At 72.2% G+C, this 19,440-nt stretch carries 19 protein-coding genes and 1 other RNA gene; 9 read left to right on the top strand and 11 right to left on the bottom strand.

Annotated elements, in window-relative coordinates:
- Window position 1: 1 nt before the first annotated feature.
- The 7 genes from mraY to HHL10_RS26275 form a co-directional block, all read right to left on the bottom strand.
- Window positions 2-1,183, bottom strand: coding sequence for a phospho-N-acetylmuramoyl-pentapeptide-transferase (mraY, locus tag HHL10_RS26245; protein ID WP_169163373.1), 1,182 nt, complete (start codon window positions 1,181-1,183; stop codon window positions 2-4).
- Complete coding sequence (locus HHL10_RS26250) at window positions 1,183-2,544, bottom strand: UDP-N-acetylmuramoyl-tripeptide--D-alanyl-D-alanine ligase (RefSeq protein ID WP_169163374.1); 1,362 nt, start codon at window positions 2,542-2,544, stop codon at window positions 1,183-1,185. The genes mraY and HHL10_RS26250 overlap by 1 nt, the downstream gene beginning before the upstream one ends.
- Window positions 2,545-2,626: 82 nt before the next feature.
- On the bottom strand, window positions 2,627-4,141 hold the full coding sequence (locus tag HHL10_RS26255; protein WP_169163375.1) for a UDP-N-acetylmuramoyl-L-alanyl-D-glutamate--2,6-diaminopimelate ligase: 1,515 nt from the start codon (window positions 4,139-4,141) through the stop codon (window positions 2,627-2,629).
- A gap of 88 nt (window positions 4,142-4,229) precedes the next feature.
- Window positions 4,230-6,008 (bottom strand): peptidoglycan D,D-transpeptidase FtsI family protein, encoded by a 1,779-nt coding sequence (locus tag HHL10_RS26260; RefSeq protein WP_205833226.1) that lies wholly within the window; start codon window positions 6,006-6,008, stop codon window positions 4,230-4,232.
- Window positions 6,005-6,286, bottom strand: coding sequence for a cell division protein FtsL (gene ftsL, locus HHL10_RS26265; RefSeq protein ID WP_169163376.1), 282 nt, complete (start codon window positions 6,284-6,286; stop codon window positions 6,005-6,007). Before ftsL ends, HHL10_RS26260 begins: the two co-directional genes overlap by 4 nt.
- Window positions 6,283-7,293, bottom strand: coding sequence for a 16S rRNA (cytosine(1402)-N(4))-methyltransferase RsmH (gene rsmH / locus HHL10_RS26270; protein WP_169163377.1), 1,011 nt, complete (start codon window positions 7,291-7,293; stop codon window positions 6,283-6,285). The genes ftsL and rsmH overlap by 4 nt, the downstream gene beginning before the upstream one ends.
- Window positions 7,293-7,733, bottom strand: coding sequence for a division/cell wall cluster transcriptional repressor MraZ (locus tag HHL10_RS26275; RefSeq protein WP_169163418.1), 441 nt, complete (start codon window positions 7,731-7,733; stop codon window positions 7,293-7,295). The genes rsmH and HHL10_RS26275 overlap by 1 nt, the downstream gene beginning before the upstream one ends.
- 284 nt (window positions 7,734-8,017) lie before the next feature.
- Between HHL10_RS26275 and HHL10_RS26280 the strand changes: the two genes are divergently transcribed.
- Window positions 8,018-8,317: a hypothetical protein gene (locus HHL10_RS26280; RefSeq protein WP_169163378.1), complete on the top strand. Its 300-nt coding sequence runs from the start codon at window positions 8,018-8,020 to the stop codon at window positions 8,315-8,317.
- 67 nt (window positions 8,318-8,384) lie between these two features.
- Here HHL10_RS26280 and HHL10_RS26285 read toward each other — a convergent pair whose 3' ends face one another.
- Window positions 8,385-9,374, bottom strand: coding sequence for an MBL fold metallo-hydrolase (locus HHL10_RS26285; RefSeq protein ID WP_205833228.1), 990 nt, complete (start codon window positions 9,372-9,374; stop codon window positions 8,385-8,387).
- A 65-nt stretch (window positions 9,375-9,439) separates the two neighbouring features.
- On the opposite strand from HHL10_RS26285, the gene HHL10_RS26290 reads away from it, so the two are divergent.
- The 4 genes from HHL10_RS26290 to HHL10_RS26305 all read left to right on the top strand — a co-directional run bounded on the left by HHL10_RS26290 (window position 9,440) and on the right by HHL10_RS26305 (window position 12,731).
- Window positions 9,440-9,664, top strand: coding sequence for a hypothetical protein (locus HHL10_RS26290; protein ID WP_169163362.1), 225 nt, complete (start codon window positions 9,440-9,442; stop codon window positions 9,662-9,664).
- 150 nt (window positions 9,665-9,814) lie between these two features.
- Entirely contained in the window at window positions 9,815-10,732 is a 918-nt protein-coding gene (locus HHL10_RS26295; protein WP_169163379.1) for an NAD(P)/FAD-dependent oxidoreductase, read from the top strand.
- Between the two features lie 284 nt (window positions 10,733-11,016).
- Entirely contained in the window at window positions 11,017-11,784 is a 768-nt protein-coding gene (locus HHL10_RS26300; protein ID WP_169163380.1) for a histidine phosphatase family protein, read from the top strand.
- 74 nt (window positions 11,785-11,858) lie between these two features.
- Complete coding sequence (locus tag HHL10_RS26305) at window positions 11,859-12,731, top strand: NAD(P)H-hydrate dehydratase (RefSeq protein WP_169163381.1); 873 nt, start codon at window positions 11,859-11,861, stop codon at window positions 12,729-12,731.
- Window positions 12,732-12,879: 148 nt separating this feature from the next.
- On the opposite strand, the gene rnpB is transcribed toward HHL10_RS26305, so the two are convergent.
- Window positions 12,880-13,220, bottom strand: an RNA gene (rnpB, locus tag HHL10_RS26310) — RNase P RNA component class A.
- Window positions 13,221-13,259: 39 nt separating this feature from the next.
- Here rnpB and cysK point away from each other — a divergent pair.
- On the top strand, window positions 13,260-14,177 hold the full coding sequence (gene cysK / locus HHL10_RS26315) for a cysteine synthase A (RefSeq protein ID WP_169163382.1): 918 nt from the start codon (window positions 13,260-13,262) through the stop codon (window positions 14,175-14,177).
- Between the two features lie 74 nt (window positions 14,178-14,251).
- Window positions 14,252-15,256 (top strand): GGDEF domain-containing protein, encoded by a 1,005-nt coding sequence (locus HHL10_RS26320; RefSeq protein ID WP_169163383.1) that lies wholly within the window; start codon window positions 14,252-14,254, stop codon window positions 15,254-15,256.
- Here the strand turns inward: HHL10_RS26320 and HHL10_RS26325 are convergent.
- Together HHL10_RS26325 and pyrC are read right to left on the bottom strand one after the other, a co-directional pair.
- Complete coding sequence (locus HHL10_RS26325) at window positions 15,157-16,005, bottom strand: DUF3025 domain-containing protein (protein WP_169163384.1); 849 nt, start codon at window positions 16,003-16,005, stop codon at window positions 15,157-15,159. The genes HHL10_RS26320 and HHL10_RS26325 overlap by 100 nt on opposite strands.
- Window positions 16,006-16,323: 318 nt before the next feature.
- Window positions 16,324-17,361, bottom strand: coding sequence for a dihydroorotase (gene pyrC, locus HHL10_RS26330; RefSeq protein ID WP_169163385.1), 1,038 nt, complete (start codon window positions 17,359-17,361; stop codon window positions 16,324-16,326).
- Between the two features lie 81 nt (window positions 17,362-17,442).
- On the opposite strand from pyrC, the gene HHL10_RS26335 reads away from it, so the two are divergent.
- Window positions 17,443-17,685, top strand: a complete 243-nt coding sequence (locus HHL10_RS26335) for a hypothetical protein (RefSeq protein WP_169163386.1) — start codon at window positions 17,443-17,445, stop codon at window positions 17,683-17,685.
- Complete coding sequence (locus HHL10_RS26340) at window positions 17,682-19,406, top strand: sensor histidine kinase (protein ID WP_169163387.1); 1,725 nt, start codon at window positions 17,682-17,684, stop codon at window positions 19,404-19,406. The genes HHL10_RS26335 and HHL10_RS26340 overlap by 4 nt, the downstream gene beginning before the upstream one ends.
- Window positions 19,407-19,440: the final 34 nt, after the last annotated feature.

The following is a 19,440-nucleotide window of genomic DNA, read 5'->3' on the forward strand; positions in this document are numbered from 1 at the left end:
CTCAACGCAGCTTCAGCGTGGCCAGCCCCAGCAGGCACAGCAGCATGGTGATGATCCAGAAACGGATGACGACCTGCGTCTCCTTCCAGCCGGATTTCTCGAAGTGGTGGTGCAGCGGCGCCATCAGGAAGATGCGCCGGCCCACGCCGTAGCGCTTCTTCGTGTACTTGAACCAGGTCACCTGCGCCATCACCGACAGCGCCTCCACCACGAACACGCCGCCCATGACCGCCAGCACGATCTCCTGGCGCGTGATCACGGCGATGGTGCCCAGCGCGCCGCCCAGCGCCAGCGCGCCCACGTCGCCCATGAACACCTCGGCCGGGTGCGCGTTGAACCACAGGAAGGCCAGCCCCGCGCCGGCCATGGCCGAGGTGAACACCAGCAGCTCGCCCGCACCGGGGATGTAGGGGAACAGCAGGTAGCGGCTGTACACCGCGCTGCCGGTGACGTAGGCGAACACGCCCAGCGAGGCGCCCACCATCACCACCGGCATGATCGCCAGCCCGTCCAGGCCGTCGGTGAGGTTCACCGCGTTGGAGCTGCCCACGATCACCACGTAGGTCAGCGCGATGAAGCCGAACACGCCCAGCGGGTAGCTGATGGTCTTGAAGAAAGGCACGATCAGGTCGGCCTTGGGCGGCAGGTCGTTGGAGAAGCCGCTCTGCACCCAGCGCGCGAACAGCTCGATCACGCGCAGCGCCGAGGTCTCGCTCACGCTGAAGGCCAGGTAGATGGCCGCCACCAGCCCGATGATCGACTGCCAGAAGTACTTCTCGCGCGAGCGCATGCCTTCCGGGTTCTTGTGCACGACCTTGCGCCAGTCATCGACCCAGCCGATGGCACCGAAGCCGAAGGTGACGATCATCACGATCCACACGAAGCGGTTGGCCCAGTCGAACCACAGCAGCGTGGACACGGCGATGCCCAGCAGGATGAGCACGCCGCCCATGGTCGGCGTGCCGCTCTTGACCATGTGCGCGGCAACGCCGTACTCGCGGATGGGCTGGCCGATCTTGAGCTCGGCGAGCTTGCGGATCACCAGCGGGCCGAAGCCGATGCCGATGAGCAGCGCCGTCATGGCCGCCAGCAGCGAGCGCAGCGTCAGGTACTGGAACACGCGCAGGAAGCCCAGGCGCTCGGGGTAGAGCTCGGCGAGCCATTGCGTCAGGAGCAGCAGCATCAGCGCGTCTCCCCCAGCAGCGGCAGCACGCGCTCCATGCGCATGAAGCGCGAACCCTTCACCAGCACCGAGGCGAAGTCGCCCACCGAAGGCAGCGCCGCCATCAGCTCATCGACCGTGGCGAAGTGGCGCGCCCCGGCGCCATAGGCCCGGGCCGCGTGCGCGCAGAGGTTGCCCGCGCAATAGAAATGCTCGATGCCGCGCCGCGCCGCCAGCGCGCCGACCTCGGCGTGGAAGGCCGGGCCCTGGTCGCCGACCTCGCCCATGTCGCCCAGCACCAGCAGCCGCGGCGCCGGCAGCGTGGCCAGCAGCTCGATGGCCGCGCGCACGGAATCGGGATTGGCGTTGTAGCTGTCGTCCACCAGCGTGAGCTCGCGCCCGCCGCGCTGCAGCGCCTTGAGCTGCGAGCGCCCGGCCACCGGCACGAAGGCCTCCAGGCCCTGCACCACCGCCGCCAGCGGCGCGCCCGCGGCCAGCGCGCAGGCGGCCGCCGCCAGCGCGTTGCGCACGTTGTGCGCGCCGGGCATGCGCAGCACGAGCCGCGCCGAGCCCATGGGCGTGTCCAGCGCCAGCGACCAGTGGTCAGCGAGCCATTGCGCCTGCCCGTCCACCTCGCCGCCCGGCCCGAAGCGCAGCACGCGCCGGCCGCCGGCCAGCGCCGCCCACAAGGGCGTGAAGGCGTCGTCGGCAGGGAACACAGCGCAGCCCTGCGCGTCCAGCGCCTGGAGCACGCTGCCGTTCTCGCGCGCCACCGCTTCCACCGTGGCCATGAATTCCTGGTGCTCGCGCTGCGCGTTGTTGACCAGCGCCACCGTCGGCCGCGCCAGCCGCGCCAGCTCGGCGATCTCGCCGGGATGGTTCATGCCCAGTTCCACCACCGCGGCGCGGTGCTGAGGACGCAGGCGCAGCAGCGTCAGCGGCAGCCCGATGTGGTTGTTGAAATTGCCCGCGGTGGCCAGCGCCGCGTCGGCGAGCCAGGCGCGCAGGATGGAAGCCGTCATCTGGGTGACGGTGGTCTTGCCGTTGCTGCCGGTGACGGCGATCAGCGGCAGCGCCTCGAAGCGCGCGCGCCAGCCCGCGGCCAGCGCCTGCAGCGCCGCCAGGGTATCGGGCACCTGCAGGCCCGGCAGCCCGGCCTCGTCCAGCCCGTGCTGGGCGATGGCGGCGGCGGCACCGGCCGCCCGGGCCGCGCCCAGGTGGTCATGGCCGTCGAAGCGCTCGCCGCGCAGCGCGACGAACAGGTCGCCCGGCTGCAGCGTGCGGGTGTCGGTGTGCACGCGCGCCAGCGCCGTTTCGGGCGCACCCGCCAGGGTGGAGCCCGGCAGCAGCGCCTGCACCTGGCGCAAGGTCAGCATCGTCATGCGCGCCCCCCGCGGAGGCCGCTCAATGCCAGAGGGCGGCCACGCCGGGCCGCCAGGGTCAATGGGTTTTGAGTCGAGTGAGTCATGGCTGCGCCTTTCGCGTCTGCAACGCGTTCAGCGCCTCGTCGATATCGGAGAAGGGCAGCTTCCGGCCGCCAATGTCCTGGTAGTCCTCGTGTCCCTTGCCGGCGATGAGCAGCACGTCGGCAGGGTCGGCCGAGCGCACCGCGTCGAGAATGGCCTTGCGCCGGTCCTCGACGATCGCGGCCTGGGTGCCCGAGGGCAGCCCGGCTGCGATCTGCGCCAGGATGGCCCCCGGCGGCTCGGACCGTGGATTGTCGCTTGTCAACACGACGGCATCTGCAAGTTCTTGTGCGATGGCGCCCATCAAGGGCCGCTTGGTGGGATCGCGGTCGCCTCCGCAACCGAACACGCACCACAGCCGCCCGCCGCGCGCGCGCGCCAGCGGGCGCAGCGCCGTGAGCGCCTTCTCCAGCGCATCGGGCGTGTGGGCGTAGTCCACCACCACCTCCGGGTCGCCGGGGCCGCCGCCCACCTGCTGCATGCGCCCGGGCACCGGCGTGAGCAGCGGCACCACCGCCGCGGCCTCGGCCGCTGCCACGCCCAGCGCGCGCAAGCCGCCCAGCACCGCCAGCAGGTTGCTGGCGTTGTAGTCGCCGATGAGGCGGCTGCGCACGGGCTGCGTGGCGCCGCCCGGCTCGGCCAGCTCGAAGGCCAGCCCGCCGGCCTCGTAGCGCAGGTGCTCGGCGCGCAGCCGCGCGGGCTGGTGGATGGAGTAGGTCCAGACGTCCAGATCGTTGCGCCCGGCCAGCTCGCGCGCCAGCGCCGCGCCCTGCGCGTCGTCGATGTTGATCACGGCCGCGCGCAGCCCCGGCCAGTCGAACAGCCCGCGCTTGGCGGCCCAGTAGCCCGCCATGTCGCCGTGGAAGTCGAGATGGTCGCGCGTGAAGTTGGTGAACAGCGCCACGTCGATGCGCGCACCCGCCAGGCGCTGCTCCACCAGGCCGATGGAGGAGGCCTCCAGCGCGCAGGCCTTGAAGCCGGCGTCGGCGAAGCGGCGCAGCGCGGCGTGGAAGCTGACCGGATCGGGCGTGGTCAGCCCGGTGAACTCGATGGCGCCGCCGCCCTGGGTGCCGGCGCGCGGCGGCTCGCCGATGCCCAGCGTGCCCACCAGCCCGCAGCGCCGCGACAGCGCCGTGAGCGCCTGCGCCGTCCACCAGCTCGTGGAGGTCTTGCCGTTGGTGCCGGTGCTGGCCACCAGCTCCAGCGCCGTGCTGGGCGCGCCGAAGAAGGCGTCGGCCACGAGCCCGGCGGCCGCCTTGAGCCGGGGCAGCGCGGCCACGCGCGGATCGTCGAAGCCGAAAGCCTCCACGCCCTCGCTGGCCACCAGGCAGGCGCTGGCCCCGGCAGCCAGCGCGCCGGCCACGAAGCGACGCGCGTCGTGCGCGGCGCCAGGCCAGGCCATGAACGCGTCGCCGGGCCGCACCAGGCGGCTGTCGCTGCGCAGCGTGCCGGTGGCGCGCCCGCGCAGCCACTGCGCGGCCGCGGCCGCATCCTCCAGGCGGCTCAAAGCCATGCTCCCTCCCCCTCTCGAACCCGGCACGGCGCCGCCTTGCCACAAACCATCACGGGCACCCGGGCCCGATGCTTCAATGCCGCGCCCATCAGAAGCTCTCCGGCTCGGCCGGCACGGCCTTGGTGACGATCTGGGGCTTGACCTCCAGGTCCGGCTCCACGTTCTTCAGCCGCAGCGTCTGCTGTACCACCTGGCTGAACACGGGCGCGGCCACCAGGCCGCCGAAATACTTGCCGTTGCTGGGCTCATCGACCATCACGGCCACGATCACGCGCGGCTTGTCGATGGGCGCCAGGCCCACGAACCAGGAGCGGTACTTGTTGCTCGCGTAACCGCGTCCTTCCTGCTTGTGCGCGGTGCCGCTCTTGCCGCCCACCGAGTAGCCGATGGTCTGCGCCAGCGGGCCGGTGCCGCCCGGGCCCGCGGCCATCTGCAGCATCTTGCGCACCTGCTGCGCGGTCTCGGGCTTGAACACGCGCGTGCCCGGCGGCGGCGCGTCCTGCCTGAACATCGACACCGGCACCACCTCGCCGTCGCGCGCGAAGGCGGTGTAGGCCTGCGCGATCTGCAGCAGCGAGGCCGACAGGCCGTAGCCGTAAGACATGGTGGCCTGCTCGATGGGCTTCCAGCTCTTCCACGGGCGCAGCCGCCCGGTGACGGCGCCGGGGAACTTGAGCTGCGGCTTGTGGCCGAAGCCCAGGTTCGAATACAGCTCCCACATCTCGCGCGGCGGCATCTGCATCGCCAGCCGCGCCGCGCCGACGTTGCTGGACTTCTGGATCACCTCGGCCACCGTGAGCACCGGGTGCGAGTGGGCGTCGCGGATGGTGCTGCCGCCGATGACCAGGCTGCCCGCGGCGGTGACGACGGGCGTGTCCACCCTCACGCGGCCGGTTTCCAGCATCTGCGCGGCGATGAAGGGCTTCATCGTCGAGCCGGGCTCGAAGGTGTCGGTGAGCGCGCGGTTGCGCAGCTGGTTGCCGCTGAGCTTGCCGCGGTCGCCCGGGTCGTAGCTGGGATAGTTGGCCAGCGCCAGCACCTCGCCGGTCTGCACGTCGATCACCACCACGCTGCCGGCCTTGGCCTTGTGCTCGGCCACCGCGTCACGGATGCGCTGGTAGGCGAAGAACTGCACCTTGGCGTCGATGGACAGCGCGATGTCGCGCCCGTTGACCGGGTCCACCTGCTGGCCCTTGTCCTCGATGACGCGGCCGAGCCGGTCCTTGACCACCTCGCGCGAGCCGTCCTTGCCCTGGAGCTCGCGCTGGAAGGCCAGCTCGATGCCCTCCTGCCCGGTCTGCTCCACGCCGGTGAAGCCCACCACGTGCGCGGCGGCCTCGCCCTCGGGGTAGCGGCGCTTGAACTCCGAGACCTGGTGCACGCCCTTGAGATTGAGCGCCTTGACGGCGGTCCAGGTCTCGTCCTCGACCTGGCGGCGCAGCCACACGAAGTTCGGGTTGTCCGACAGCCGCTTGTCCAGCTCGGCCAGGCTCATGCCCAGCAGCTTGGCCAACTCGGCCTTGTGCGCGGCGTCGGCCTCGAAGTCCTTGGGAATGGCCCACACCGAGGGCGCGGCCACGCTGGTGGCCAGCAGCGCGCCGTTGCGGTCGAGGATGCGCCCGCGGCTGGCGGGCATCTGCAGCGTGTGGACGTAGCGCTTCTCGCCCTGCTGCTGGAAGAAGTCCGTGTTGATGACCTGCACGTAGGCCGCGCGCCCGAACAGCGCGGTGAAGCCGATGCCCACCAGCGCCACCAGCAGCCGCGAGCGCCAGGGCGGCGTCTTGGAGGCCAGCAGCGGGCTGGTGGCGTAGTTGACGCTGCGCACGCTCACGGCGGCGCCGCGGGAGCCGGGTCGCAAGGCGCTCATCGCTGCGCCTCCGACGCCGCGGCGTCGACGTAAAACGTGACGGCCGGCGTGGCGGTGCGCATGGCCAGCCGCTCGCGCGCGACCTTCTCCACGCGCCCCGAAGTGGCCTGCGCCTCGCGCTCGGCCTGCAGCCGCTTGAAGTCGCGCTCCAGCAGCCGCTCCTCGTTGCGCGCGCGGTCCAGGGCCGTGTAGAGCTGGCGGCCCTCGTAGGCGATCTTCACCAGGTACATGCAGCTGCCCACCAGCGCGATCAGCAGCAGCACGTTGAGCCGCGTCATCGCCCCCTCCCGCCGGCCTGGGCGCGCGCGCCGCGCGCCGCGCCCGGCTGCACGCCGGCCCCGAACGGCACCTCGGTGCGCTCGGCCACGCGCAGCACCGCCGAGCGCGCGCGCGGGTTGGCCGCCACCTCGGCCTCGGAGGGGCGGATGCGCCCCAGCAGCCGCAGCCGCGAGGGCGCCGGCGGCGCGAAGGGCGCGCGCCGGTCCACCTCGGCGCGGCTCTCGCGCGCCATGAAGGTCTTGACGATGCGGTCCTCCAGCGAGTGGAAGCTGATCACGGCCAGCCGCCCGCCCGGGGCCAGCAGCGCCAGCGCCGCGCTCAGGCCCTGCTCCAGCTCCTGGAGCTCGCCGTTGACGTGAATCCGAAGAGCTTGAAAGGTGCGCGTGGCTGGGTCCTGGCCCGGCTCGCGGGTCTTGACCGCACGAGCCACGAGGTCGGACAGCTCGGCGGTGCGCTGCACGGGCTGGCCGCCTGTTCGGCGAGCCACAACCGCCTTTGCAATCTGGACAGCAAACCGTTCTTCACCATAGTCGCGTATCACCTGGGCTATCTGGCGCTCGTCGGCACGGGCCAGGAAATCGGCCGCGCTCTCGCCGCGCGTGGGGTCCATGCGCATGTCGAGCGGGCCGTCGAAACGGAAGCTGAAGCCGCGTTCGGGCGTGTCGATCTGGGGCGAGGACACGCCGATGTCCAGCAGCACGCCGTCCACGCGTTCCACCCCCAGCGCGGCCAGGGCCTCGGCCATCGCGCCGAAGTTGGCGTGGTGGATGGAAAAGCGCGGGTCGTCGATGGCGGTGCCGCCGCGCGTGGCCGCGGCCAGCGCCTCGGGGTCGCGGTCCAGCGCGATCAGCCGCCCGTTCGGGCCCAGCCGCTGCAGCAGCAGCCGCGAGTGCCCGCCACGGCCGAAGGTGCCGTCCACGTAGGTGCCATCGGGCGCGCCGAACACGGCGTCCACGGTTTCATGCAGCAGCACCGTCTGGTGCTGCCCGGGGAGAGAGGTGCGCATCACGCGACGAAATCCTGGATCGCAGCCGGCATTTCAGAGCTCATGACCTGCGCCTCGTGCGCCGCCAGGCGCGCGCGGTCCCACAGCTCCAGACGCGAGCCCATGCCGATGAGCATCACGTCGCGCACCAGCCCGGCGGCCTCGCGCAGCTCCGGCGCCACCAACACACGTGAGGCGCTGTCCATGTCCACATCCAGCGCGTTGCCCAGGAACACGCGACGCCAGCCGTCGGCCGCCATCGGCAGCCCCAGCAACTTGTCGCGGAACTGTTCCCACGCCGGGCGCGGAAACATGAACAGGCAACCCGCCGGACTCTTGGTGAGGGTGAGCTGGCCGCCCGACAGGTCCATGAGCGCATCGCGATGACGGGCCGGGACGGTAAGACGCCCCTTACCGTCCAGCGTCAGCGCCGCAGGACCTTGAAAGACATGACCAGCCACAACACCCCACTTCCAACCACTTTTCTCCACTGTACCGGAGCGGGACACCCCGGTCAACTTTTGCGGCGCAAAAAATTCAATGAAATCAACAGGTTAGGCGTGGATTTGAATCTGGTTTGAGAGTAAAAAAGTGCTGCAGAAATAAGGACTTGCGCCCCCCACTGAAAGTGAATGCTGAGATGCCGACGGGGTTTTCGAGAAATTCACGGCGCTTTATCTTCCCGGCGCATCGGGAACGGGGCTTGCCGCCTTTTCTGAAGGACTTATTGCTTCAGGAGGACCCCATGAAGGACGCCCACAGCCAGCAGCAGGAGGCCAAGCGGCTCGAAGGCCAGGCCCAGCAGCCCGAGGAAAAGGTGCCCACCTACCAGGAACTGCTCGACGAGGCGGTGGACGAAACCTTCCCCGCCAGCGACCCGATCTCGCCCAGCGCCGCCATGCACGCCGACCGCAAGATCTCCACCGACAAGGACAGCCACGACTGGACCCTGCAGCCCGGCGCCTGCCCGCCGACGCAAGGCGGCGACGCACAGCCAAAGCCCCAGTCGTCCAAGGACGACCCCCAGGCCGCCGACAAGCGGTGACGCGCGGGCGGCGATTGTCGCCGCGGCCGCCGGGGCGGCGGCCGGGTGGCGCGCGGATGCGGCGCCGTCAGCGCCAGCGCTGGGCCGGCACCGTGAAGCTGTAGCGCTCGCCCGGGCGCAGCACCTGCACCTTGTCCTGCAGCCCGGCCGCGCGCGCCGCGGCCAGGAACTCCTCCAGCGAGGACTTGAACACCGGGTAATCGTCGTTGTGGATGGGGATGGCGCGCCGCGGCTGGATCAGCTGCAGCGCCTGCACGCCTTGCTGCGCGTCCATGGTCAGCAGCACGCCGAACAGCCGCGTGCCGCCCAGGTGCAGCAGCGCCAGGTCGATGTCCGGAAAGCGGCGCGGGATCTCGGCCAGCTCGTCGTAGACCAGCGTGTCGCCGCTGATGTAGAGCCGCCACGCCGGCGCGCCGCCCGGCGCCAGCAGCTCCACCAGGCTGCCCATGGTTTCCGGCAGCGCCGCGTACAGCACCGGCGGGCCATGGCGCGCCGGCAGCGCCGTGATGCGCAGCCGCGCTGCGCCCTTCTCCAGCTCGATGGCCTGCCAGGTGTGGAGCCCGTGCAGCGACCTGAAACCCCGCTCGGCCAGCTGCCGCACCGCGTGCGGCGTGCTGATGATGGGCAGCAGCTTGTCGAGCTTCTGCTCGGCCACCTGGTCGAAATGGTCGCCGTGGTAGTGCGACAGCAGCACCGCGTCCAGCGGCGGCAGCTGCTCGATGCCGAGCGCCGGCTCGGTCAGCCGCGGCGTGTGGATGCCGTAGCCCAGGTGCGCATGGTCGCCGCGGTGCAGGAAGTTCGGATCGGTCAGCAGCGTGAAGGGCCCCAGGCGCAGCACCACGGTGGCCGTGCCGATGAACTGCACCGAGCCGCCCGGCACGCCTTCCTCGGCGCTGCCCGGCGCGGGCAGCGGCAGCTTCAGCGTCGGCTGCGCCGCCTCGGTCTGGGCACGCGGCAGCGTGGCGCCCCCCACCAGCCAGGCCAGGCCGCCACTGAGCAACAGCCGCCTGCAGCGGCGCCGGTCCATGTCCATGCGCGCGTCGGCGGCAAGCCTCATTCCCGGCGCAGGGCCGGGGAACGACGCTTGCCGGCAAGGCCCACACCCCAACCCAGGAGATGCCGATGAGTGCCGTTCCTCCCTCCAGTGACCAGCCCGCCGGCGGCCGCGAAGCCCCGGACCCCAACGCGCAGGCCTCGATGAATCCGGGCGACCAGGCGCCCCCGGGCACGCCCGGCACCGGCGAGGACGTGTGCCCGCGCTGCGGCGGCAGCGGCAAGCAGGGCGCCAGCGCCTGCCCGGACTGCGGCGGCACGGGCCGCGTCAACGTGGGCATCGGCGGCGCGTGACGCGGGCGCGGCGGCCGGCCACCCGGGCCGGCCGCCGCCCGATGCACGGCCTGCGCGCGGCACGCCCGCCCTGCCGCCCCTTTCTCCTTCCACTTTCTTGCGCGGGCCGACGCCGCCGCCACGGCGGCAGGCGATGGCCCGGAGGCCGCCATGACTTCCCCAGAGGAACCCTTTGACTGCGAGGTCGCCGTCGTCGGCGGCGGCCCGGCCGGGCTCACCGGCGCCATCTACCTGGCCCGCTTCAAGCGCAGCGTGCGCGTGCTCGACGCCGGCTGCAGCCGCGCCGTGAAGATCCCGCGCAGCCACAACATGCCCGGCTACCCGCAGGGCGTGGTGGGCGCGGAGCTGGTGGCCGCCATGCGCGCCCAGGCCGAGCGCTACGGCGCACGGGTGCAGAACACCCACGTGCAGCGGCTGCAGCGCATCGAGGGCGGCTTCGCGCTGCACCCCGACGACGGCGGCGAGCCGCTGCGCAGCCGCCTGGTGCTGCTGGCCACCGGCGCCAGCGACAACGAGCCCGCCATGCCGCACCTGGCCGAGGCCGTGCGCGAGGGCGTGCTGCGCTACTGCCCGGTGTGCGACGGCTTCGAGGTCATCGGCTGCTCAGTGGGCATCGTCACCGACGGCCCCCGCGGCGTGCGCGAGGCGCTGTACCTGCGCCATTTCACCGACCGCCTCACCGTCTACTTCACGCAGCCCGTAGAGGTCACCGAGGAGGACCGCCGGCGCCTGGCCGCCCAGGGCATCGGCATGCAGCCCGCGCCGGTGCGTGCGCTGCGCCTGCGCGAGGGCGGCGGCGCACGCGTGGAGTACGACAGCGGCAGCGACGAACACGATTCGCTCTACGGCGCGCTGGGCCTGCGCGTGCACTCGGTGCTGGCCACCGCGCTGGGCGCGGAGCACGACGAGGACGGCTACCTCGTCACCGACGCGCGCCAGCAGACCAGCATCGAGGGCCTGTACGCCGCGGGCGACGTGGCGCAGAGCCTGAACCAGATCACGGTGGCCACCGGCGGCGCCGCCATTGCCGCCGCCGCCATGCACCGCGTGCTGGGCCTGCCCGGCTGAGCGGGGGTGCAGGCACAGCGGTTGCCGAAGAGGTCTGCCAAGCCGCGACAGGCGCGCTGCGCACAGCCGAGCCGGCCCCGGCCCTGCTCCCCGAGCGAGGGCCCGACGCTGCCGGACGTCTCCCGCCGCCTCGCCTTCCGCCGCCTCCGCCGGTCCCGGCTTGGCCCCTATCCCACCGGCCATGGGCCGGCCGCTGCCGGGTCGGTCCGGCCCCAGCGGGCCGGCCTTGGCTTCCCATCCCAACCTTAGCCTGCGCCGCCGCCTTGAACGCCCCGGGAACGACCTTGGAACAGAAATGGCCTGACCTGCTGTGGGTCGTGCGTCACGGCCAGAGCGCCGGCAACGTCGCGCGCGACCTTGCCGAGTCCGCCGGGCTGCCGCTGATCGACATCGCCGAGCGCGACGTGGACGTGCCGCTGTCGGACCTGGGCCGCCATCAGGCGCAGGCGCTGGGCGACTGGTTCGGCACGCTGCCGCCCGAAGAGCAGCCCAACGTGGTGCTGTGCTCGCCTTACGTGCGCGCGCGCCAGACGGCGCACCTGGTGCTGGAGGCCGCGGGCATCGACCGCGACGGCGTGACCTGGGTGGTGGACGAGCGGCTGCGCGAGAAGGAGTTCGGGCTGCTGGACCGCCTCACCCGCCACGGCATCCGCCTGAAATACCCGGAGCTCAGCGAGCAGCGCCGCCATGTCGGCAAGTTCTACTTCCGCCCGCCCGGCGGCGAGAGCTGGTGCGACGTGATCCTGCGCCTGCGCAGCATGGTGGAGATGGTGGTGCGCGAATACCGGCGCGAGCGCGTGCTGATCGTGGCGCACCAGGTGGTGGTCAACTGCCTGCGCTACCTGCTGGAGCGCATGGACGAGGCGCAGATCCTGGAGGTGGACCGCCAGGCCGACGTGCCCAACTGCGGCGTGACCAGCTACGCCTTCGACCCCAGCGCCGGCAAGCGCGGGCGGCTGGTGCTGCGCCAGCTCAACTTCGTGTCGCCGCTGCGCCAGGCCGGCGCCCCGGTCACGGCCGAGCCCGACGTGCCGGCCGCGCCCAAGTCCTGACCCCCTGGCCCGGCCCGGCGGCGCAGCGCCGGGCGCCCTTCACACCCAGAACCCCAACGAGCCGAGGAGGAGCCATGGACCCGATACCCGTTGACGACGATCTGCTGCGCGGCTGGGCGCTACCGAAGCCGTCCGCGCATGACGACAAGGAGCAGCGCGGCCGCACCATGGTGGTGGGCGGCAGCGCCGAGATCCCTGGCGCCGTGCTGCTGGCCGGCACCGCGGCGCTGCGCGCCGGCGCGGGCAAGCTGAGCGTGGCCACGGTGCAGCGCATGGCGCTGGCCATGGCCATGGCGCTGCCCGAGGCGCGCGTGATCGGCCTGCCCGAGACCGCCGGCGGCGGCATCGACGCCGCCGGCGCGCTGCTGCTCAAGCCGCTGGCCGCGCGCACCAATGCCCTGCTCATCGGCCCGGGGCTGCAGGACGAGGCCGCCGCGCCGCTGCTCGTGCAGACCTTGCTGCAGCACTTGCCACCCGGATTGCCGCTGCTGCTGGACGCGCTGGCGCTGTGCGCGGCGCCACAGGTGGGCCCGCGCGAGGGCGGACTGCTGATCACGCCGCACGCGGGCGAGATGGCGAACCTGTGCGGCGACTCCAAGGACGAGGTGCGGTCCGACTCGGCGCGCGTGGCCCAGGACGCGGCCCGGCGCTTCCATGCCGTGGTGGTGCTCAAGGGCGCCACCACGCACATCGCCGCGCCCGACGGGCGGCTCTGGGTCCACGACGGCGGCAACCCGGGCCTGGCGACCTCGGGCTCGGGCGACATCCTGGCCGGGCTGATCGCCGGGCTGGTGGCGCGCGGCGCGCCGCTGGAGCAGGCGGCGGTGTGGGGCGTGGCGCTGCACGCACGCGCGGGCGAGCAGCTCGCCGCCCGCGTCGGCGGCCTGGGCTTCCTGGCGCGCGAGCTGGCGGCGGAGATCCCGCACCTCATGGACACCGGCACCTGAGAATTGTCCCCTCCCAGGCAACGCTTTCCCCACCGATTGCCACCCAGTGAGCCGACCGGGAGTCGTGGGGAAACAATCCGGACGACCGAAGGCCGCCTGAAATGAAAACTCCCGTCGCGCCTCGCGGCGGACGGGAGTCCAGTGTGTGTTGTGAAGCAGGCCGATGGGCCGGATTCTGTGCGGCCTCGGCGCCCTTGCGGGCGCGTCGGCCGTGACCGCCATTCCTCTGGGCCGTGGATCGCTCGCACGGCTCGATGCCACCTACCCGCCGGCTCCGCGGAGCCACATCATCGCCGGCCTATTTGGTGTTGCTGCGCGTAGAGATTGCCCGTTTCACCCCATGAGCCGAAGCTCATGGACTCGTCTCTGTTGCTCTGATCCTCACCTCGCGGTGGACAGCCGTTAGCTGCTACGCTGCCCTGTGCAGTCCGGACCTTCCTCCAGTGCCGCCTTGCGGCGTGGTGCACCAGCGGCGGTCTGGCCTGCTTCACCCTGACATTATCGCCGCCCCGGCAACGGAGACCTCCAGTGAAGGCCAACACCATCCTCGACACCATCGGCAACACGCCGCACATCCGCATGCAGCGCCTCTTCGGCGCCGCGGAGGTGTGGATCAAGTCCGAGCGCAGCAACCCGGGTGGCTCCGTCAAGGACCGCATCGCGCTGTCCATGGTCGAGGCGGCCGAACGCGACGGGCTGCTCAAGCCCGGCGGCACCATCATCGAGCCCACCTCGGGCAACACCGGCATCGGCCTGGCCATGGTGGCCGCGGTCAAGGGCTACCAGCTGATCCTGGTCATGCCCGACAGCATGAGCGTCGAGCGCCGCCGCCTGATGCTGGCCTACGGCGCCAAGTTCGAGCTCACGCCGCGCGAAAAGGGCATGAAGGGTGCCATCGCCCGCGCCCAGGAACTCATCGCCGCCACGCCGGGGAGCTGGATGCCGCAACAGTTCGACAACCCGGCCAACATCGAGGTGCACGCACGCACCACGGCGCAGGAGATCCTGGCCGACTTCCCCGAAGGCCTGGACGTGCTCATCACCGGCGTGGGCACCGGCGGCCACATCAGCGGCTGCGCCCAGGTGCTCAAGCAGAAGTGGCCAAACCTGAAGGTGTTCGCGGTGGAGCCCAGCGCCTCGCCGGTGATCAGCGGCGGGCAGCCCGCGCCGCACCCGATCCAGGGCATCGGCGCCGGCTTCGTGCCCAACAACCTCAAGACCGAGCTGCTCGATGGCGTGATCCTGGTCGAGGCCGAGGCCGCGCGCGAGATGGCGCGCCGCTGCGCGCGCGAGGAAGGCGTGCTGGTGGGCATCTCCAGCGGCGCCACGCTCAGCGCCATCGCGCAGAAGCTGCCCGAGCTGTCCTCAGGCAGCCGCGTCCTGGGCTTCAACTACGACACCGGCGAGCGCTACCTCTCCATCGAGGGCTTCCTGCCGACCGAGTAAGCTCGCGGCCCGCCGGCCTGGCCCCGCGGCCTGCGGGCCGGCGTTCCCTCCCCGCTCCTTCCGGCCGCGTTGTCTTGAAGAGAAAGAAGCTTTACCGCCGCACCGCCGCCGCGGCTCCAGTCGCCGGGATGCCGCCGGCCGTGGCCGGCGCGCTGCTGGCCACGCTCTCGGCCTCCGAGCTGCTGGTGGCGCTGTACGACGCGCAGGACCGCCTGTGCTGGTGCAACGACGCCTACGCGCAGCGCTTCCTGGACGGCCTGACGCTGCCGCTGCCCTTTGCCGAGCTGCTGCGCCACGATTTCCGCCGCGGCATCGGCGTGCGCATCGACTGCGGCGACATCGAGGCCTTTCTCAGCGACATCTTGCCGCGGCGCCGGCAGCAGCCCTTTCGCGCCATCGAGGTGGACACCCTCGACGGGCGCTGGTGGCGCATGGCCGAGACGCTGCTGCCCGAGGGCTGGCTGCTGTGCGTGGCCACCGACATCACGCCGCTCAAGCGCGGCGAGCTTCGGCTGCGCGAGGCCCGTGCCCAGGCCGAGACCGAGGCCCGCACCGACATGCTCACCGGCGCGCCCAACCGGCGCCACGTGTTCGAGTTCGGCGCGGCCACGCTCTCGCGCTGCGCCGCGGCCGGGCAGGCCTGCAGCGTGGCACTGATCGACCTGGACCACTTCAAGCAGATCAACGACCGCCACGGCCACGACGTGGGCGACGCGGTGCTGCGCGCCTTCGCCGGCCAGGCGCGGGCCCGGCTGCGCGGGCGCGACCTGTTCGGGCGCCTGGGCGGCGAGGAGTTCCTGCTGCTGCTGCCCGGCGTGCGCCAGGAGCAGGCGCGGGAGGTGACGCAGCGGCTGCGCCAGGCGCTGCAGCCGCTGGCGTTGCACCAAGGCGCGCTGCACTACGCCTTTTCCGCCGGGGTGGCCCAGGCCGCGCCGGGCGACGACATGGACCGCCTCATTGCCCGCGCCGACCGCGCGCTCTACCGCGCCAAGCTGCTGGGCCGCGGCCGCACCGAGCTGGCGTCCGAGGGTGACGACGACGGCGGCGGCAGCGGCCTGAACACCGCGGCATCGTCGTAGAACGCGGCCTCGGCATTGGCCGGCCACCACGCCGGCACGCCCAGCACCGGCAGCGGCAGGAAGGGCCGCGGCTGCAGAGCCGACACGCCCGCGGCCAGCGCCTGCGCCGAGACACCCGGCCAGACATGGGCCGTGATGCCCTTGTAGGGCTGCACCAGCTGCTCCATCAGCGCATGGCCGATGAGGCGCAGCCGGATGTCCCCGCCCGGCAGCCAGCGCGCGCGCTGCCTCACCAGCAGCTCGTGCCAGCGCCGCGCACGCAGCAGTTCGACGGCGTCCGACGGGGCCTCCAGCAGCGCGCCGCTCTCGTCGGCCAGCGTCAGCGCGTTGCGCGCCGGGCTGCGTTGCGGCTGCACGCCCTCGGCGGCCAGCACCTGGGCATGCACCTCGTTGAGCTGCTTCTTCAGTGCCGGCTCGGCCAGCCACACCAGCCCGTTGAAGAAGTCGTGCAGGTGGTCGCGCGTGGGCACGCCCGCGGTGCGGAAGATGAAGCTCTCATACGCCTGCCCGGCGGGCAGCTCGGCCTGGGGCACGAACCGCAGCGTGCCGGCGGCGAGTTGCAGCGGCTGCCGCGCCGCCAGGGCATTGAGCGCCTGCGCCACCGTCGCCCCGCCCAGCACCGCGGCGCAGGCGGCCTCGCCGTGCACGCGGTACGGCGCCAGCCAGGGGCGCGCCCAGTCGATGCTGCTGAATGCCTCGCGCAGCGGCAGGCGCGCCACGGGCAGGCGTGAGTGGCGGGGGGCGGTCATGCGGCTTGGCCGATCAGATTGGGCTGACCCGCGTCGCCAACCACGTCGTCATCCCCGCGCAGGCGGGGACCCAGGCGGTCCCACATCGGAGCGCGAGAGTCAACGTAGGCGTCACGATGCCCAGAAACCTGGACGTGCTGCCCAAGCAGCTCACGGTCAGCTTGCGGACCGCCTGGGCTCCCGCCTGCGCGGGAATGACGAGGCAGAAAACGTTGCTTCTCGGCCTCCGGGCTGCCGTCAGGCACCGCTTTTCCCGAACCACATTGCGCTTTTGCCGACCAGCCTGAGATCGAAATCACGCGCGACGGGCAACGGCTCTCAGGCCAGCTTCCAATGCAGCACTTCCCCGGCGCACAGCGGCTTGAGCGTGGCGTCGCCGAAGGGCACGGTCTCGGGCAGGGTCCAGTCCTCGCGCACCAGCGTCACGGTGCCGCGGTTGCGCGGCAGGCCGTAGAAGTCCGGGCCGTGGAAGCTGGCGAAGGCCTCCAGCTTGTCCAGCGCACCGGCGGCCTCGAAGGCCTGGGCGTAGAGCTCCAGCGCCGACAGTGCCGTGTAGCAGCCGGCGCAACCGCTGGCGTGCTCCTTGAGGTGTGCCGCATGCGGGGCGCTGTCCGTGCCCAGGAAGAACTTGTTGCTGCCCGACGTGGCCGCCTGCACCAGGGCCTGGCGGTGCTCCTCGCGCTTGAGCACCGGCAGGCAGTAGTAATGCGGGCGGATGCCGCCGGTGAAGATGGCGTTGCGGTTGTAGAGCAGGTGGTGCGCGGTGATGGTGGCGGCGGTGTGGGCGTCGGCCTGGGCCACGTACTGCGCCGCCTCGCGCGTGGTGATGTGCTCGAAGACGATCTTGAGCTCGGGGAAGTCGCGGCGCAGCGGAATGAGCACGCGGTCGATGAACACCGCCTCGCGGTCGAAGAGGTCGATGTCGGCGTTGGTGACCTCGCCGTGCACCAGCAGCTTCAGGCCCTCGCGCTGCAGCGCCTCCAGCGTGGGATAGGTGAGCTTGATGTCGGTGACGCCCGCGTCGCTGTTGGTGGTGGCGCCGGCCGGGTACAGCTTGACGGCGACCACGCCGGCGTCCTTGGCGCGGCGGATCTCCTCGGGCGGCAGCCGGTCGGTGAGGTACAGCGTCATCAGCGGCTCGAATTCCACGCCCGCGGGCACGGCGGCGAGGATGCGCTCGCGGTAGGCCCGGGCCTGCGCGGCCGTGGTCACGGGCGGGCGCAGGTTGGGCATGACGATGGCGCGGCCGAACTGGCGCGCCGTGTGCGGCACGACCGATTGCAGCGCCGTGCCGTCGCGCACGTGCAGGTGCCAGTCGTCGGGGCGGGTGAAGGTCAGCGATTGCGGGGCATTCATGGGGCGGATTTTCTCACTGGGCTTGTCGGACCCCTTGTCCGAGGGCTTGTGCTGCGGTGCACAATAAACCTTCAAAGCACCATGGACATACCCCGTCCCCGCCCGCCCGCCGCCCTGGCCGCCATGCCGCTGCCCGGCGCGGGAGCACTGTCGTCCGAGCGCGCCGCGGACGGTGGCGCCTGCGCCATCGGCATCGGCGCAGCACCCGGCCCGTGGAACAGCCGTGCGGCACAGCGGCGCCCTGGCATCGGGCGCCCGGAGCGGATCGCCGCGCGGCTGCCGGCGGACGCGCCACCGCCGGCCAAGGGGCGCCACCAGGCATGAATCCGCCCACCACACAGCCCAGCCTGGCCACGCGCATCACCGCCGCGGCGGTGCTGGTGGCGCTGGGCACGGTGCTGATGCTGGGGCTGGGCGCGGGCGTCCTGCTGCACCGGCAGCAGGTCCGCGCGCAGCAGGCGCTGACGCTGCAGCTGCTGTCGGAGCAGGCGCGCCGCATCGCCGACCGGCTCGATGCCTTGCACGAGCGCATGGAGCAGGCCGCGGCCAGCAGCCTCATCGCCACGGCGCTGGTGGACAGCGCCGGCAAGGAGCTGTACCTGCAGCCCTACCTGCAGCAGCTCGACCACATCGGCGGCACGCCGGTGGCGGTGATGCTCACCGACTTCGAGGGCAACCCCATTGCCACGACGCGGGACAGCCGCTTCGACGCCGCGCAGCGCCACTGGCTGGCCCAGGCGGTGCAGCGGGACGAGGCGGCGGTGGCGCTGTTCGGCACGGGCGAGCAGGCCGAGCTGGGCTTCGTCACGCTGGTGCGCCAGGCGCGCACGGCCGGGCCCAAGGGCGCGCTGGTGGCACGGCTGCCCCTGGCCGAGCTGGTGCCCGATGCGCGCTACGAGATCGTCGCGCCGGCCCAGGCGCACGAAGATCCGGAGCGGCCGGTGGCGGCCATCCCGGCCACGCCGCGCCTGGCCGCGCTGAGCCTGGGCGTGCGCCGCAAGGCCAGCGCGCAGGAAGCGCCGCCGCTGCGCGACGACGCCCTGATCCTGGCGCTGGGCGTGCTCGGGGTGACGCTGGTCCTGGCCACGGCGACGGGGCGCTTCTTCGCGCGCCGCCTCACGCGCGACCTCGACACGCTGGTGGCCGCCGCCGCGCGCATGCAGAACGACCAGCGCCCCGACGCCGAGCAGGGGCTGCGCCTGCCGCGCGCGCAGACGCGCGAGATCGACATGCTCAACCAGCGCCTCAACGCCCTGCTCGACCAGCTGCAGCAGGCGCACCGCAGCCAGATCGAGGCCGAGCAGGCACGCGCCGCGCAGGCGCTGTCGGAAGCGGCCAACCGGCAGAAGTCGCTGTTCATGGCCCGCGTCAGCCACGAGCTGCGCACCCCGCTCAATGCCATCCTGGGCTTCAGCGAGCTGCTGGCGCAGCGCACGGCGCTGGAGCCGCTGCAGCGCGAGTGGCTGCAGTACATCGACAGCGCCGGCCAGCACCTGCTGGCGCTGGTCAACGACCTGCTGGACATCTCGCGCATCGAGAGCGGCGCGCTGGAGCTGCAGATCGGCACGGTACCGCTGGGCGGGCTGCTCGACGCCGCGCTGCGCGACCTGGAAGGCCTGGCCCGGCGCGAGCAGGTGGCGCTGCATCTGGCGCCGCTGCCGCCGGCGCTGGGCGCGCGCGCCGACGCCACGCGGCTGCGCCAGGTGGTGCAGAACCTGGTGTCCAACGCCATCAAGTACAACCGCCCCGGCGGCCAGGTCCACCTGCGCGCGCACCGCGTGGGCGAGGAGGTGGAGCTGGTGGTGGAGGACGACGGGCTGGGCATGGACGAGCAGCAGCTGGCGCAGCTGTTCCAGCCCTTCAACCGCCTGGGGCGCGAGCGCAGCCGCACCGAGGGCACCGGCATCGGGCTGGTGCTGTCCAGGAGCCTGGTCGAGTCGATGCACGGCAGCATCAGCGTGCACAGCCGCCCGGAGCACGGCAGCCGCTTCGGCGTGCGGCTGCCGTATTGCGCGGTGCAGCACGAAGAGGCGGTGGAGGCCTGATACCGATTCCACTTTGGTCGTGAAATGACCCGTT

The sequence above is a fragment of the Azohydromonas caseinilytica genome (assembly GCF_012927045.1).
Lineage (GTDB): Bacteria > Pseudomonadota > Gammaproteobacteria > Burkholderiales > Burkholderiaceae_C > Azohydromonas > Azohydromonas caseinilytica.